Origin of the sequence: Knoellia locipacati, from assembly GCF_044791685.1 — a bacterium.
Lineage (GTDB): Bacteria > Actinomycetota > Actinomycetes > Actinomycetales > Dermatophilaceae > Knoellia > Knoellia locipacati_A.
The window spans coordinates 870100-885818 of record NZ_CP087730.1 but is presented as its reverse complement, the minus strand read 5'-3'; the positions used below and the strand labels follow the sequence as shown (position 1 = coordinate 885818).

Here is a 15719-nt window from a genome sequence, read left to right as displayed (position 1 = left end):
GCGCAACCGCAGCGAAACCGGCGACGCCGCACCCGCGTCACCGAATCCGTGCCTCGACCGTCAGGAGCTCAGCATGCAGCCTCTCGTGTCAGCAGCCTCGCGCCTCGTGCGCATCCTGACGAACGTCTGCCTCATCGCGCTCACCCTCGCGTGCACGGCATACCTGGTTCCGTCCCTCCTCGGCTACGAGCGCTACGTCATCACCGGTGGCTCGATGACCGGCTCCATCGCCAAGGGGTCGATCGCGTTCGAGAAGCCGGTCCCGGTCGGCGACCTCGAGGTCGGGGACGTCATCACCTACCTGCCGCCCGCCGACAGCGGGGTCAGCAACCTCGTCACCCACCGGATCGTGGAGCTGGGGGAGGACGCGCAGGGGGCGTCCCGGTTGCGGACCAAGGGCGACGCCAACGCCGCCGTGGACCCGTGGACCTTCTCCCTCGTGGCTGCCGAGCAGCCCGTCGTCCAGTTCTCGGTTCCGCGAGCGGGCTACGTCTTCATCGCCCTCGCGGACCGCGAGACGCGGATGCTCGTCATCGGTGTCCCGTCCGCCCTCGTCGCCCTCCTGGCCCTCGTCGAGCTGGTCAGGAACGTCGGGTCGTCCGTGACCGCGCGTCGGAGGGGTCGCGCGGTCGCCACGACCCCCTGACGGCCCGGGCCGCTCCACGGCCCACGGCTGCGACGCCGTAGCAAACCGGGGAACCTGGGGGGCCGTCCTGTGGAGTCCCCGTCGAGCGCCTCTCCGTAGCGTCTTCCCTGGGCACGCACCGTGCGTGCGCTGCCCGACCACCCGCCCTCGTGCCGAAGGAGCAGCCGTGTTCGACCGCCGTGCCGCCGCGCTCCTCGTGCTCGCGCTCGCGGCCGTGCTCGGTCTCACCGCTCCGGGTTTCTCGTCAGCCTCCTTCACGTCCTCCAGCACGAGCCAGGCCAGCATCACCGCAGCCGTGGACTGGACGCCGCCCGTCGTCACGATGGGCGGCATCAGCTCGCCTGCCAAGGACACCGTGACGCTGACCGCCACGGCGTCCGACGGCGAGACCGGGGTCCAGGACGTCGTCTTCGAGTACCTGCCATCTGGTGGCAGCTCGTGGGTCACCGCCTGCACCAGCACCACCGCGCCCTGGTCGTGCTCCTGGAACACCAAGCCGTTGACCGACGGGAGCTACGAGGTCCGTGCGCGCGCCACCGACCGCGCCGGCTACGCCACGACCTCCGACGCCGTCCGAGTGACGGTCGCCAACACCACTCTCGTCGTGCTCGCCGAGCCGGGAGACCTCGTCCGGGGCACGGTCCCGCTCTCCGCGACCGTCTACAACGCGGGCGGCCTCACCTACACCGTGCGGATCGAGTACACGCCGGCCGGCACCACCAGTTGGAAGTCCATCTGCTCCAACCTCTCGACGCCCTACACCTGCTCCTGGGTGACGACCGCGGCCGCGTACACCAACACGGAGTACGACCTGCGGGCCGTCGCGACGTCCGGTGGCTCGACCCTGACCTCCGTCGTGATCCCGGACGTGTCCGTCGACAACCTCGCCCCCGTGGTCACGATGACCGACCCCGGTACCCCCTTGCGCGGCACGCGGACGTTCGCGGCCACCGCCTCGGACGCGAACTCCGGCGTCGCCCAGGTCGTCATCCAGTACGCCGTCACGGGCACGTCGACGTGGAAGGTGCTCTGCACCATCACCGTCGCGCCGTACTCCTGCCGCTACGACACGACGACGATCGCCGACGGCAGCTACGGATTCCGGGCCGTGGCCACCGACCTCGCCGGCAACGCCACCACCTCGACCACGGTCGCGAACAGGCTCGTGGACAACACGGTCTCCTCAGTCTCCATGGAGGACCCGGGTGCGTTCCTCTCCGGCACGACGACGCTCCTCGCGAGCGCCACGTCGACGTCAGGTGTCACCTCGGTCCGCATCCAGTACGCCGCCACGGGTACGTCCACGTGGACCGACGTCTGCACCGACACCGCGACGCACTACTCGTGCGCCTGGGACACGACCAAGGTCGTCGACGGGTTCTACGACTTCCGCGCGATCCTGGTGGACGGGGCCGGGGGCACCACGACCTCGACGGTCCTCACCGGGCCGAGGGTCGACAACACCCCACTGCGCGGCACCGACGTGCAGGCGGTCAACGGGGGCGCGGCCACCGGGCGGTTCGAGGCGAACGACAGCGTCACCCTGACCTACTCCGACCAGGTCAACCTCGCCACCATCACCAGCGGGTGGACGGGCGCGGCCCAGGCCGTGACCGTGCGACTGCGCGACGGCAACATCCTCGGCCTCGGCAACAAGGGCGACACTCTCGACGTGCAGCGCACCGGGGGGACGGTCAACCTCGGCTCGGTCAACCTCAGGGAGGAGTACGTCAAGACCAACCGGACGGTCTCCTTCAACGCGACGATGACCGCAGGAACGGTGACGGTCAACGGAATCGTGCGCACCACCGTGACCCTTCGGCTCGGCACCATCGCCTCCGGCAGTGCGGCGTCGCTGCGCACGACCAGCCTGACGGCCGCCATGATCTGGTCGCCCTCGGCAGCCGTCAGCGACCTCAACGGCAGGGTGTGCTCGGTCTCACCGGTCACGGAGTCGGGCACGCTCGACCGGGACTTCTGATGTCCTCACCGTCTGCTCGAGGTCCCGTCGCCACCGCGGCCGGGACTGCCGCCCTCGGGGCCCTCCTCCTCGACGTCGCCCGAACGGCCGAGACCACCACCACCACGGTCATGGCCGTGATGGGTGCGGTGGCTGCCGTCCTCGCCGTCGCCGGCCTCCTTCGCGGAGACCGGTTCGAGGCCCGCCTCACGGCGGCCGTGGTCGCCGGCGCCAGCACCCTGCTCGCGGTCATCGGGATGGCCCTGGGTCCGCCCGGCACGTTCGGCGGTGGGCTCTCGGTCAGGGGGGTGCTGGTGGCGGTCGCCGGCGTCACGGTGCTGGTGCTCCTCCGGCTCCCCGCCCGCAGGAGCCCCGCGGCGACGCCTCCGACCCGCCCCTATGCTCGGTGACCATGGCTCACGTGCTGGTCGTCGAGGACGACGACAAGATCGCTGCCCCGCTCGTGCGCACGCTCGAGCGGGAGGGCTACTCCGTCGAGCGGGTCGTCGCGGGGTCGCCGGGCATCGAGCGTGTCCGTGCGGGCGGTGTGGACCTGGTTCTGCTGGACCTCGGGCTGCCGGACATCGACGGCCTCGACGTCTGTCGGCAGGTCCGTGACGACGGCTACCGGGGCGGCATCATCATCCTCACCGCCCGTGACGGCGAGCTGGACCTCGTCGTCGGACTCGACGTCGGCGCCGACGACTACCTCGCCAAGCCTTTCGGACTGTCCGTGCTACTGGCCCGGGTGCGGGCGCTCTTCCGCCGCAACGGCATCGACGTCCAGTCGGACTCAGCACCTGCTCCCGCGCCGGCCGCGGCGCCGACGAGCGGCGTCCGGGTCGACGTCGACGCCCGCCGCCTCTGGGTCGGCGACACCGAGCTCCCCGTGACCTCGAAGGAGTTCGACGTCCTGGCGCTGCTCGACTCGAAGCGAGGTTCCGTCATCAGCCGGGAGCAGCTCATCAACGACGTCTGGGACGAGAACTGGTTCGGTTCGACGAAGACCCTGGACGCAACGATCGGTCGTCTCCGCCAGAAGCTCGAGGAGGTCGGGGCGCCCGCGCGGATCACCACGGTGCGCGGAGTGGGCTTCCGTCTCGAGGACTCCCCGGATGCGTGAGCGCCTCGTCGCGATCCTCGTCGGGCTGAGCGTGGCGGTCGTCGGGCTCTACGGCATCCCGCGCGCGTACCTCGTGGCCGACCTCGTCCACGACAGCGAGGTCCGCAAGGTCGAGCGGTCCGCGGACCTCATCGCGGTGTTGCTGACCGAGCGGCTGGCTGCCGCGGAACCGACCCGCGTGACCACGGACGACCTCGAGCCGCTCCTCATCGAGGGCGAGAGCATCGAGTACGTCGCGCCCGACGGGTCCTTGGCGCGTGCCGGGACGCCGCTCGCACGACAGGCCGCCCAGGACATCTCCGTCACCCGTGAGCTGACGGGGGGCGGGCGGCTGACCCTGTCGCGCTCCGGCGAGCTCATCGAGGAGCGCGTGTCCGACGCCGTGCTCCCGCTGGTCCTCCTGGGAGCGGGAGTACTGCTCGCCGCCGCCGTCGTGGGCTGGGTCCTGGCCCGGCGCCTGTCGCGCCCGTTCGCGGAGCTCGCGTCGATCGCCGACGACATCGGCAAGGGGAGGTTCGACGTCGAGGTCCCGCACTACAACGTCCCGGAGGCCGAGGCGATCGGGGACTCGTTGCGCCGGGGTGCCCGCAGGCTCGACGAGCTCCTCCAGCGTGAGCGCGACCTGGCGGTCAGCGCCTCGCACGAGCTGCGGACCCCCATCGCAGCGCTGCGGCTCGAGCTGGAGGACCTGGCGATGTGGCCCCAGACCCCACCCGACGTCGCCGACGAGCTGCGCAGCTGCATCCCCGAGCTCACCCGGCTCAGCGAGGCCGTCACTCACTACATCGACACCGCTCGCGACCAGCGCCGGCCCGACGCGGACGCCGACCCCGGCTCCTGAACGGCGGAGGCCGCTCCGCCTAGTGCGCCGGCTCGCTCACCTGTCCGAGAGCCGCGAAACGTGCGAGCCGCGCTGCATGCCGCTCGTCGTCCGGCGTGGCCAGCAGGGTCGCGAGCTCGTGCTGCAGCACGGCACCCAGCCGGATGCAGAAGGCTTCGGGCTCGGCTGACGCGTCCGGCCGTTCCGGCACCACCCTGTCGACGAGGCCGGCGCGCCGCAGGTCGCTCGAGCGCACGCCCCGCGCCTCGGCCATCTCGGCGGCGTGGTCGGTGTCGCGGTGGACGATCGCCGAGGCGCCCTCGGCTCATCCTCGCCACCTGCCTGCTCGTCGGGATCCAGCCGCGGCTCAAAGCATGGCTGCGCCTCGCAGCGGCGACGCCCAGCGTGGGATCACGTCGCACACCTCCCACTCGGGACGCGGATCTGGGCGACGGGTGACCGGTGTCTACGGCGGGTACTTCGGGGCCGGTTCCGGCGTCATGATGCTCGCGGTGCTGGGCCTCGGCACCACGCTCGAGTTCTGGATCCTCAATGCGCAGAAGACCTTCGCGGTGATGGTGGCCAACGTCGTGGCGTCGGTCGTCTTCGTCGCGATCGCCCCGGTGGACTGGCGTGCCGTCGGCGTCCTGGCCGCCGGATCCGTCGTCGGAGGGTATGCCGGCTCGCACCTCGGCCGATGGGCTCCCCGAGCGCGTCATGCGTTCCCTCGTGGTGCTGGCCCGCATCACCGCCGCGCTGCTCCTCTGGGTCCGGAGAGGTCGTGCAGGCCCGCGACCGGCGTGTTGGCTCGGGGAGTGGGTACGGTCGAGAGATGAGCCGTGAACCAGACGAGGACAACGTGGGCAGCCGGGCCGAGCTGCTCCCCGAGGAACAGGCCGTCGGCAGCGACGACCCGGACGCGCAGGCAGCGGCCATCCTCGCGGAGTCAGAGGAGCGCACTGAGGACCCCGAGGGCACCCGTCTCGAGTCGACCCAGACCCCGGACCCGTCGTCGACCGGTGGCTCCCCTCGTCCCTAGCCGCTCTTGTTCACGGGTCCGGGGACGTAGTCGGTCCGGACTCGTCGAGGTCGAGAGAGGCCAGGGTCTCCACGACCTGTCGACCCTGCTGCTCGAGGAAGCGCTCGAAGTTGTCCCCGGTGCGGAACGCGTCGATCCAGCCCGAGACCCACTCCTACCTCTCGACGGGGGTGATACCCGGGGGTGCGACCAGACCGCGCCAGCTCGCTAGCACCTACCTCGCGAAGGGGGGCGACATCCACCGGCTCTCCGAATCAATGGGGCACGGGTCTTACCGGATCACTTACGACGTCTATGCCGAATGGATTCCGTCCGAGGACGACGCGCCCCACCCATTCGACTTGATGGCGCGCGTCTAGTCGCTGCTCCAACCGGACATAGCTTCCAGCGTCCCTTGAATCAGGCTTCGCTGTTCGCGCCACGTCTCAGCGCGCTTCGAGTGGGGCTGGCGCTCTATCTGCTTTGAAAGCCGATCCACCTCAGCGACGAGTTGCTTGCGGACGTCCATCTCGTCGAGCCCGCGATCCAGTACTGGCCTCTGCTCCTTCCGGAGCGCTGCCGATGGCAGGACAGGAACCGTGCCGAGAGGCGGCTTGGCGTGCAAGGGCTGACCGGTGAGGGTGCGCACCAAATCCTCAAACGAGTCCGGGTTATCGGGCTCAACGTAGAACCGGTTGACCCGCTCGAGCTGCGCCGGGATGAGTGCACCGCTGACCCCCGGAAGTAGCACGATCTTGATCCTTCGCTGCCATTCCGTTTGGTCGCGATTGAAGAGACCGTGCAACGTATCGGCCTCGGCAGCCGCCCCCGCGCCTACCTTGGGGTGGTTCTTGCCGGACCACCTTTGCGCCCAACCCTCCGACATCACCACCAACACGTGATCCGAGGCCTCAATGGCATTGGGCCCGAACCTCGTCCAGTCGATGTCGGCGTCGTGCATGTGGTAGAGGTCTACATCCGCCTCGATGCCTGAGTTTCGAAGGTTGCCGACGAGCGCAGCTACCTGCGAGGCCCACTCGTCCGCTTGACCTTGCGACCAGCCCTCATCGGCATGGGCCCAGGACACAAATACAGTCTTGGAGTCTGAGCCGACAGGCGATGGGATCGTCACGGTGTCGACTGGCGTCGCCCCCGTCGGGGTGGCTGCAGCGGAGGGGGTCCCTATCGCTCGCGCTGCTGCCTGTATTCCCGCAGCAACACGTGCGACGTTGCGGACCGTTCGGCTGTCAGCGGTCATAGATGTGTCGGGCCATGCTGGCGAACACAGCATCGATCTGCTCGACACTCGCGTCCGCAGCGATGTGCACTTGCACGTCGATATGCAGATCCGGTCGGTTCTTGGACCGGTTATCCCTCGCGCTGTCGTCCGCACCGGTGCGCTTATCCGCCATGGGAGATTGTGTTTGGTTGTCCGCGTTCGTCTCCGCCGCCGCGGGTGCCCTAGCCGCAGTCTTCTTTGCAGCCGTCTTGCGTGGTGTTTTCTTGTCTCCGTTTGCCTTAACTCCACGTGAATCTCCACCGGAGGGATCTGCATCGGCGACGAGAGCTAAGAACTGCGCTTGGAAGCGAGCCGTTGCTTCGCCTACACCCTTACTCATGAACCAGCGCTGGGCGCTGGCTCGATCTGTGGCGGGATCAGGTACGGCGTCGAGAAGCCCTTGGGGGTAGCAGATATCGAGGATTGTTTGGCACGCCTCCGCATACTTGTCGTCTAACCGCCAAGCCGCCGCAAGCTCCGTTGCCTTTCCCTGCCCGTCGACGAGGCCGATCATCTTCAGTTGCCCCAAGTAGTTGGCGGCGCTCTTCTCGCTCACCCCCAGCACGGTGTGGATGTAATTCGCGTCAACGCTGCCGGGGATGCTCCGCTTGAAGCGGTCGCGTAGGGCCCACCAAACACCTGGCGACAACTGCGGGAACGTCTTACGCTCGCTCGCTTCGTTTCCCTCAGCCATGCCACACCTTCACCCCGATAGAAGCCATGGCCCCAGAGCCTGCCATATGGGTTCCTGGATATCGGGGAGGTTCGGTTCTTTCCCTCCGCCCTTATATAACGGCCCTGCAAACGCAAGGCTTGGAGCGCCCAGCCGGCCAAAGATCACACCCGACCTGCGGAAAAACGTCGAGAGCTGGCGAGGGGACTTGAACCCCTAACCACCTGTTTACAAGTCTCAGAGGTGGTGTCCATGGGCGTCTGTCGGCCCCGGGGACTGGCTCCCCGCGAGGGCACTTGATCCTGCGTCGTCCCGGTTTGTGTGGATGGGCGTTAGCAAAAGCGTTAGCAAATCTGGCCTGGGCAGGGAGAGCCACCGAACCTGTAGCGGAGCAGAGACGGACGGAGGGAGTGCGGGTCAAGCGGTCGTGCCCCGTGGGTCTTGGCGCTGTTGTCCGGGAGGACATGCCCAGGTGTTCTGGAGAAGCTGCCGCTTGATGCGTGCTCGTGCAGTCCGGACGGTGTAGCGCAGGGTCGGCGGCTTGGCGGTGAGGGGACGTCTCGGACTGAATCCGGGCCGTCCCCTTTGTCATGTCCGGTGGTGGCCGGGGGAGCGGTGGGGGTGCGCGTAGGCCGGAGCGAAGCGGGAGGCCGGAGCGCGGGGGTCCCTGCCGTGGACCCGGCCACGGGCCGGGGCTCGCGCCGAAGGCGCGCCTTGAGTCAGTAGAGAAAGTTCTCACCGCTGCCTGTCCGGGACGGTGTCCTGTCTCGGGTGATGCTTGACAGTCCTGCGTCAGTTGATGCTTGACGTCGGCCGTGGTCGGCCGCTGTGTTCGGTGATGTGTCCGTGGGCGTCGTCGAGTAGGGAGGCCGGGATTGGCACTGCATGTGATGTCGGTGGTCGGTGCGGCCGTGACCAGCGGACCGCATTTCCAGCATCGATAGCTCTCCCGAAGTTCTGTCGTTCGGTTCAAGCCTGGCGAAGACGGTTACCAGCCCCGCTGTTGCCCAACGGAATTCGTGGACCCCCGCGATGAGGCCTTCTCCATTGCTCGATCCGGTGGACGCGTGGTTTGGCTGCGCGCCTTGTTCCTGCGGGCCATCCGGCTCGAATAGTAAGCTCCTTGAGGCACTAGCCGGGAGGGACCTTCGTGCGCTTAGGTGTCCTCGGGGCGCCCGTCCTGAGGGCGCCGGGGACTTGGGAGGCTGACGTGGCCGGTGGTCGTGGGGTTCGGGCGCTGGTGACGAGGAAGCGACGTGGGGCCACGTCTGTCGCGATGGCTGTGGCGGCGGCATTGACGGTGTCGTTGTTCGCGCCGGTTCCGGCGCCCGCGGCGCAAGCTTCCCCGGCGACGGCCCCGGCACCGGAGGCGCCCATCGGGGCCAAGCCCGTCGGGGCTGTGCCCGCCCCGGTGCGGTCGATGCCGGCAGCGAAGGTGGTGGCACCGGTGTGGCCTGGCCCGGCCAAGGGCACGGTCGCGCTGCCTTCTACTGATGGCGAGGTGGTGCTGACAGGTTCGGTGGTGTCGCTGACACGGCGGAGCGTGTTGGATGCCCCGGCTCGGGTGTCGACACCGGTGGCGGATCCTGCAGGGACGGTTCCTGGGGTTCCGGTCCCGCAGCCTGCCCTGCCGGTGGAGGTGCCGGCAAAGGTTGCGGTGGACGCTGTGGGCGCGGATGTGGCGACGCGGCTGGGCGGTCACGGGGTTGCGTTCACGTTGACCCGCGCTGACGGTGACGCAGCCGTTCGGGGCCGGGTGGGGGTCCGGTTGGATGTGTCGGGGTTCGCGCAGGCATTCGGTGGCGGTTTCGCGTCGCGGTTGCGTCTGGTGCGGGTGCCGAGGTGCGCGCTGGACTTGGCTTTGGCCGGTGCTGCGGTGTCGTCGGCGGAGTGTGCGTGGGTCCCCGAGCCGGTTGAGGCAGTGGTGGACCCGCTGGCGGGGACGGTATCGGCGGATCTGACGGTGGACGCGCCAACGTCACTCGCCCTGCAGGCGGAGGTGGGCACCGGACTGGACTCATCGCCGGACCCCAACGCGGGCGGAATGTCGCCGGGTGGGTCGGCCGCGGGCGAACCGGAGCCGTCCTCGACGAGTACGACGAAGCCGTCACCGACGTCATCGAGCACGCCGTCACCCCAACCGGGCACGTCCGCATCCGCGTCCCCGTCGGCGTCGCCTTCCGCGTCCTCGTCGCCTGAGTCGTCCCCCTCAGCGTCGGAGTCTTCGGCGGTGGAGCCGTCGGGGCAGGTGGGTGAGGGGTCGGTGTATGTGGTGTCGGCTGGGCCGTCGGGGTCGGAGGGGACGTTCACGGCGACGCCGTTGACGGTGGCGGGGTCGTGGTCGGTGGGGTTGCAGTCGGGTTCGTTCTCGTGGTCGAACCCGATTCCGATGGCGCCGGCGTTGACCGGTGGGGTGCCGTCGATGTCATTGCAGTACGACTCGTCGTCGGTGGATGGGATGACGGCGGGCGATAACTCGCAGGCGTCGCAGCAGGGCATCGGGTGGGGGTTGTCGCAGGCGTACATCGAGCGGGTGTACCGGGCTTGTTCTCAGGATGGTCATTCCTCGATGGGTGACCTGTGCTGGGACAAGGAGCATTACCGCTTGGTCATGGATGGGCAGTCCTCGGAGCTGGTGGAGGACACGGCCGCGGTGGGTGCACCGGCGGGGTCGCGGGTGTTCCGGACCCGTCAGGATCGTGGTTTGCGGTTGGAGCTGGCGGCGTCGGGTTCGAACGTCTATGGCGACAACAACGGCGAGTACTGGCGGGTGTACGAGACCGATGGCACGTTGAACGTGTTCGGTCGGGGGTTCGTGCAGTACGCGGGTCAGGCCGCGGAGGCGACGAACTCGGTGTGGACGGTCCCGGTGTTCGGTGACGACGCGGGGGAGCCGTGTCACCAGTCGACGCTGGCGGCGTCGTGGTGCCAGCAGGCGTGGCGGTGGAACCTGGACTCGGTCCTGGACCGGCACAACGCGCAGACCGCGTACGTGTACGCGAACGAGGTCAACCACTACCGGCTGCGGGGCGCCTCCGATGTTGTGTATGACCGGGGCGGGTTCCTGACCCGGGTGGACTACTCTTCCCGGTTCGCCTCAGCTGGGGCGGAGGCGGCACGGTCACGCACAGTGTTCACGTTCGAGCCGCGCTGCTCCCAGCGGGCGACCGGGGCGATTGTCGGGGCGACCCCGTCGTGTCCGAGCTTCGCGGCGGCCAACGCGTCGTCGTACCCGGATGTGCCGATGGACCTGCTGTGCACGTCGGGGTGCACGCAGGAGTCGCCGTCGTTCTTCTCGCACTACCTGATGCGGTCGGTGACGTCGTACACCCGCACCGGCGGCTCGTTCGCCCCGGTGGACAAGGTCGAGTACGCGTACTCCTACCCCGACCCCGGTGACGGGTCGTCGCCGTCGTTGTGGCTGGCGAAAATCCGCCGTTCGGGGGTGAACGGCTCGAGCGCGCTGGCGCTGCCAGATGTGACATTGACCGGCCAAGCCCGGCCGAACCGGGTGGACTACGACACCTCGGCGGGGGTGGCGCCGCTGAACAAGTACCGGGTGGTGTACATCGGTGACGAGCTCGGTGGGGAGGTCGAGGTCACGTACGGGCAGCCCGCCGGGCAGACATGCACCGCAGCGAACATCCCGAGCGTGTGGGACACCAACACGTTGGCGTGCTTCCCGAGGTACTGGGTCCCCGAGTTCGGGCCCGCCGGGTTCGGGGCGTTCCACAAGTACGTGACGACGAAGGTCGTGCGCGACAACCGGTTCCCAGTCGGGGCGGACGACACCGCGACCGGGTCGGCGGACCAGGTCACGGACTACTTCTACGGGGGGACCCCCGGCTGGCACCACGATGACTCACCGACGGCCCCGGCCTCGACCCAGTCCTGGGCGGGCTGGCGCGGGTACGAGCTGGTCACGGTCGCGACCCGTACTGACTCGGCGTACCGGGGCAGCACGGTGCGGATTGCTCGGACCAACCACCTGTTCTACCGGGGGATGCACGGCGACAAGCTCATCAACGGCACCCGCACCGAAAGCATCACCGACTCGGCCGGGACCGAGGTCACGGATTGGGGCTACCTGTCCGGGCTGGAACGCGAAACCCGCCGGCTCAACCTCACCGCGTCCGGTGCGGACAGCTCCGAGGACTCCGGCACCCTGACCGGGTACACCACCGCGCGCACCCCGGTCAAGGCCAACCCCAGCGGCAGCGTCGACCCGGTCCACGACTCGTACATGATCAAACCGAGCGCGGTCGTGCAGCGTCAACGCACCGTCGACGGTGGCGTGGTCGGGTCCCGCACCCTGACCACCTCGTACATGTACACCAGCCTGGGGCAGACCCGCACCGAGTCCAGCACCGGCGCCGGCGACCCCCGATGTGCCACCTACACGTACGCCGGGGACGCCGCCGCGACCGCGAGGAACAAGCTCGACTACGTCGCCCAGGTCGACACCCGCACCGGCTCGGGCTGCAGCACCGGGGCGTTCCTGTCCCGGCAGCAGACGTACTACGACAACGAGGTCGTCCTGACCGGCAGGCCCATCGGTGCCGGCAACCCGACCAAGACCCTCACCGGCAAGGACACCGACACCGCCGGCACCACCATCACCAGCACCGTCAGCACCACCGCCACCTACGACATCTACGGGCGGGTCCTGACCAGCACCGACGGCAACAGCAACACCACGAGCACCACCTACTCCGCGGTGACCGCCACCCCACAAACGGTGACGGTCAGCAACCCCCTGAACCAGACTCTGACCACGACCTTGGACGCCCGCCGGCTCACGCCGGCCATGGTCCTCGACGCCAACGGCAACACCACCTCCACCATCACCGACCTCCTCGGTCGTGTTGTCAAGGGCCTGCTCCCCGGTGACACCGCCGCGACCGCGTCGCACACGTTCACGTACACCCTCGACCCGGCCAAGGCCAGCCCGGCGAAGATCACCAGCAGCCGCCGTCAACCCGGTGGCACGTACGTGTCGTCCACGACGTTCCTCGACGCCCTCGGGCAGCCCCGCCAAACCCAGACGGTCGCACCGACCAGCCCCTACGAGGGCCAGGACGTGACCCAGCTGGTCAACCTGCGCTACGACGAAGCCGGCCGGGTCGAAACTCAGTCCCAACCGGTCGCCGCGTTCGGCACCGCCGGGACCGCGATGCTCACCTTCCCCATGACGGCGTTCAACGAGACCCGCACCGTCTACGACTCGATCAGCCGCCCCACCATCGCCCGGTTCTACGGGCGTGACGTGCTGCAGTGGCAGACGGCCACCGCCTATCACGGCTCCCATACCGTCACCACCCCACCAGCCGACGGAGGAGTCCCGTCCACGACCACCGTCGACATCCTCGGCCGGGTCACCGCCCACACCGAAGGCTCCGGGGCCACCACCGCAACCATTGGCACCGACTACGACGCAGCCGACCGGCCTATCACGTTCACCGACGCCGCCGGCCACCAAGCCACCTACACGTACAACCTCCTCGGCGCCCGCACCCGCACCGACGACCCCGACACCGGCGTCACCACCACCACCTACGACAACAACAACAACCCGGTCACCGCCACCCGCGCCTCCGGCGCGTCCACCACCACCACCTACGACGACCTCAACCGGGTCACCCAGGTCACCGGGAAAACCACCCCCGCCGCGACCCCTGTCACCCTCCAGACCCAGACCTACGACTCCACCACCGTCACCGGCGGCATCGGCCGTCCCGCGAGCACCACCATCACCGACCCCGCAACCGGCAGCTACACCCAGGCCGTGACCGGGTACACCACCCATGGCCTGCCGACCGGCACCACCTACACCTTCCCCGCGCTCGGCGGGAAAACCACCCCCACCACGTTCACCGTCGGTGTCGGCTACGACGCCGCTGACCGGCCCGCGACCCTCACCTACCCCGCCGCCGGGGCCCTGCCCGCCGAAACTGTCACCACCGGCTACACCCCCCTCGGGCTGCCCTCAACCCTCATAGGGACCACCGCCTACGTCAGCGCCACCACCTACCACGGGCACGGCGCCCTCGCCTCCCGCACCCTGGCCGCCGCCCCCTCACCCATCACCCGGTCCTACACCTGGGACGGCCCCACCCAACGCCTAGGCGCGGTGAGCACCACCATCGGCGCCACCACGGCCCAACACGACACCTACACCTGGGCCGACGCCAGCCAACTCCGCACGCTCACCGACACCACCACCCCCACCCCCGTCACCACCTGCCACAGCTACGACCCCCTCAACCGCCTCACCCACGCCTGGACCACCACCGCCACGCCCTGCACCGACACCGACACCACCACCGCTGCCGGACCCGCGGGATACAACACCTCGTGGACGTACACCCCCGACGGGAACACCACCAGCGTCCGGCGCGGGGCCACCACCAGCACCTACGCGTACACCGACCCCGCCCACCCCCACGCCGCCACCACCGCCGGAACCGCCAACCTGACGTACGACCCGGACGGGCACACCAACACCACCACCAAAGCCGGGTCCACCACCACCCACGACTGGGACCTGTTCGGCCACCTCACCTCCACCACTACCGGCACCAACACCACCCGCACCAGCCACGCCCCCGACGGCACCCGCCTGTCCCGCACCACCCCCGACGGCACCGCCACCCTCTACTTACCCGGCCAAGAAATCGACGTCAACAACGGGGCCATCACCGCCGTCCGCCGCTACTACACGATCAACGGCACCACCGTCGCCGTCCGCGTCGCCACCCCCACCAGCAACACCCTCACCTGGCAAACCAACGACCGGCAAGGCTCCGTCGACCTCCAAATCCCCAACGGCACCACCACACCCAACCGCACCTACACCGACCCCTACGGCCAACCCCGCACCGGCACCACCGCCCCCGTCACCGACCGCGGCTGGCTCGGGAAAACCACCGACCCCACCACCAACCTCACCCACCTCGGCGCCCGCTACTACGACACCACCACCCAACGCTTCCTCAGCCCCGACCCCCTCAACGACCAAGCCACCACCCAAACCCCCAACCCCTACACCTACGGCGCCAACAACCCCCTCACCTACAGCGACCCCAGTGGCCTGCGCAATTGCGCAGACAGTTGCCAAAGCGGTGACGCATGGCAACCCTCGACCGGAGGACCCGTCCACACGCCGGGGCCGGCGCACACACCCAACACGCAGCCTCGGCCCCCAGCCGCGACACCGCCGCCCTGCATCTCGCAGTGTGGTGATGGGGGTGGCGGTAAACCTGCCCCACCCACCTCTGTTCATCCCCACCCTGACACACTCATTGCAGCAGGTCATGCTCTATCCGGACCCGGTGTGGTCGCTTCGCCAGTGTGGGCCGACTTCGGCGCTGATCTCTCCGGCGAGTGCGCTGTTGGTCAGCCGCAATCGACGGGATGTCAAGTCCTCTGGACCGGCATTGGTTTTCTGCCAATACCCGGAGTTGGCGCCAAGAATCTGCTTGCTGCGTTGCAATGGGCATCTAAGATCGCGAAAGCCGCCAAGCCGACGACAAAGGCCGCAAAGTCAGCGGACGAGTTCGTAGACCTCGCTTCCGCATCCCGGCGTACCCACATTCTCGACGGGGACGCGACAGGTGGTGGCCATCTGTGGCCGGGGCTTCCGGGTAAGACGCCGTTCCCGAAGGATTGGTCTGGCAATCGAGTTATGCACGAGATCTCCGATGTCGCCACGGATCCGAATTCCATCTTCAGGCCCGGACGCGGTGGAAGCACGATCGCCACGGGCACCCGCGGAGGCGTGGACATGAAGGTTGTTCTCCGCGGTGGACAAATCATCACTGGGCATCCCACAAACCTGCCGAGGAACCCGTGGTGAGCGCGCGCCCCGACTACGACAGCCTCTCCGGGAGGCTGCGCGGGCTCCTTATTGCACTGATGGATGTGCTGACACCCTCCGAGCTGAGCGAGGTCGATGAGTTCCTGGACCACGCTGAGTTTGGTGAGGCGCTCCGTTCGTTGGCGTGGATCATCAGTGAGGAGGCTAAGACCATCTCGGCGAGTCACTTTGCTGAGATCCAGCAACTTGCCCTTGACATGAGGATGGCTGCCGAGCTACCACCCGATCTCGTGAACAACGTCGAAGGAAGCGAGCCTGGGGGTGGCGACCCACTGTGATCGCGCTTGCCCGGACCCTGATCGTGGCCCTCGTCGGGGTGTTCTT

General features: G+C 68.6%; 13 protein-coding genes. 9 read left to right on the top strand and 4 right to left on the bottom strand.

Features of this window, described 5'->3' with window-relative positions:
* The first annotated feature begins 73 nt into the window (after nt 1–73).
* The 5 genes from LL946_RS04070 (at nt 74) to LL946_RS04050 (ending at nt 4570) form a co-directional block, all read left to right on the top strand.
* Nucleotides 74–646, top strand: coding sequence for a signal peptidase I (locus tag LL946_RS04070; RefSeq protein ID WP_404385048.1), 573 nt, complete (start codon nt 74–76; stop codon nt 644–646).
* A gap of 166 nt (nt 647–812) precedes the next feature.
* Nucleotides 813–2627, top strand: coding sequence for an Ig-like domain-containing protein (locus LL946_RS04065; protein WP_404385046.1), 1815 nt, complete (start codon nt 813–815; stop codon nt 2625–2627).
* Nucleotides 2627–3016, top strand: coding sequence for a hypothetical protein (locus tag LL946_RS04060; RefSeq protein WP_404385044.1), 390 nt, complete (start codon nt 2627–2629; stop codon nt 3014–3016). The genes LL946_RS04065 and LL946_RS04060 overlap by 1 nt, the downstream gene beginning before the upstream one ends.
* A 2-nt stretch (nt 3017–3018) precedes the next feature.
* Entirely contained in the window at nt 3019–3729 is a 711-nt protein-coding gene (locus LL946_RS04055; protein WP_404385042.1) for a response regulator transcription factor, read from the top strand.
* Nucleotides 3722–4570 (top strand): histidine kinase dimerization/phospho-acceptor domain-containing protein, encoded by an 849-nt coding sequence (locus LL946_RS04050; RefSeq protein ID WP_404385040.1) that lies wholly within the window; start codon nt 3722–3724, stop codon nt 4568–4570. Before LL946_RS04055 ends, LL946_RS04050 begins: the two co-directional genes overlap by 8 nt.
* A 19-nt stretch (nt 4571–4589) precedes the next feature.
* Here LL946_RS04050 and LL946_RS04045 read toward each other — a convergent pair whose 3' ends face one another.
* The gene (locus tag LL946_RS04045; RefSeq protein ID WP_404385038.1) at nt 4590–4823 is read right to left on the bottom strand and encodes a hypothetical protein; all 234 of its coding nucleotides are present in this window, start codon (nt 4821–4823) and stop codon (nt 4590–4592) included.
* A gap of 100 nt (nt 4824–4923) precedes the next feature.
* On the opposite strand from LL946_RS04045, the gene LL946_RS04040 reads away from it, so the two are divergent.
* A complete protein-coding gene (locus LL946_RS04040) occupies nt 4924–5385 on the top strand; it encodes a sulfite exporter TauE/SafE family protein (protein WP_404385036.1) in 462 nt (153 codons plus the stop codon).
* Complete coding sequence (locus LL946_RS04035; protein WP_404385034.1) at nt 5382–5588, top strand: hypothetical protein; 207 nt, start codon at nt 5382–5384, stop codon at nt 5586–5588. Before LL946_RS04040 ends, LL946_RS04035 begins: the two co-directional genes overlap by 4 nt.
* Nucleotides 5589–5943: 355 nt before the next feature.
* On the opposite strand, the gene LL946_RS04030 is transcribed toward LL946_RS04035, so the two are convergent.
* From LL946_RS04030 to LL946_RS04020, 3 genes are all read right to left on the bottom strand, one after another.
* Nucleotides 5944–6699 carry a hypothetical protein gene (locus LL946_RS04030; protein WP_404385032.1) on the bottom strand — a complete coding sequence of 252 codons (756 nt, stop codon included), beginning with the start codon at nt 6697–6699 and terminating at the stop codon, nt 5944–5946.
* A 115-nt stretch (nt 6700–6814) separates the two neighbouring features.
* Nucleotides 6815–7540, bottom strand: a complete 726-nt coding sequence (locus tag LL946_RS04025; protein WP_404385030.1) for a hypothetical protein — start codon at nt 7538–7540, stop codon at nt 6815–6817.
* A gap of 1677 nt (nt 7541–9217) precedes the next feature.
* Complete coding sequence (locus LL946_RS04020) at nt 9218–10045, bottom strand: hypothetical protein (protein WP_404385028.1); 828 nt, start codon at nt 10043–10045, stop codon at nt 9218–9220.
* A 43-nt stretch (nt 10046–10088) separates the two neighbouring features.
* Here LL946_RS04020 and LL946_RS04015 point away from each other — a divergent pair, with 43 nt between their 5' ends.
* Together LL946_RS04015 and LL946_RS04010 are read left to right on the top strand one after the other, a co-directional pair.
* Nucleotides 10089–15374, top strand: a complete 5286-nt coding sequence (locus tag LL946_RS04015) for an RHS repeat-associated core domain-containing protein (protein ID WP_404385026.1) — start codon at nt 10089–10091, stop codon at nt 15372–15374.
* Nucleotides 15371–15673 (top strand): MafI family immunity protein, encoded by a 303-nt coding sequence (locus LL946_RS04010; RefSeq protein WP_404385024.1) that lies wholly within the window; start codon nt 15371–15373, stop codon nt 15671–15673. Before LL946_RS04015 ends, LL946_RS04010 begins: the two co-directional genes overlap by 4 nt.
* The last annotated feature ends 46 nt before the right edge of the window (nt 15674–15719 follow it).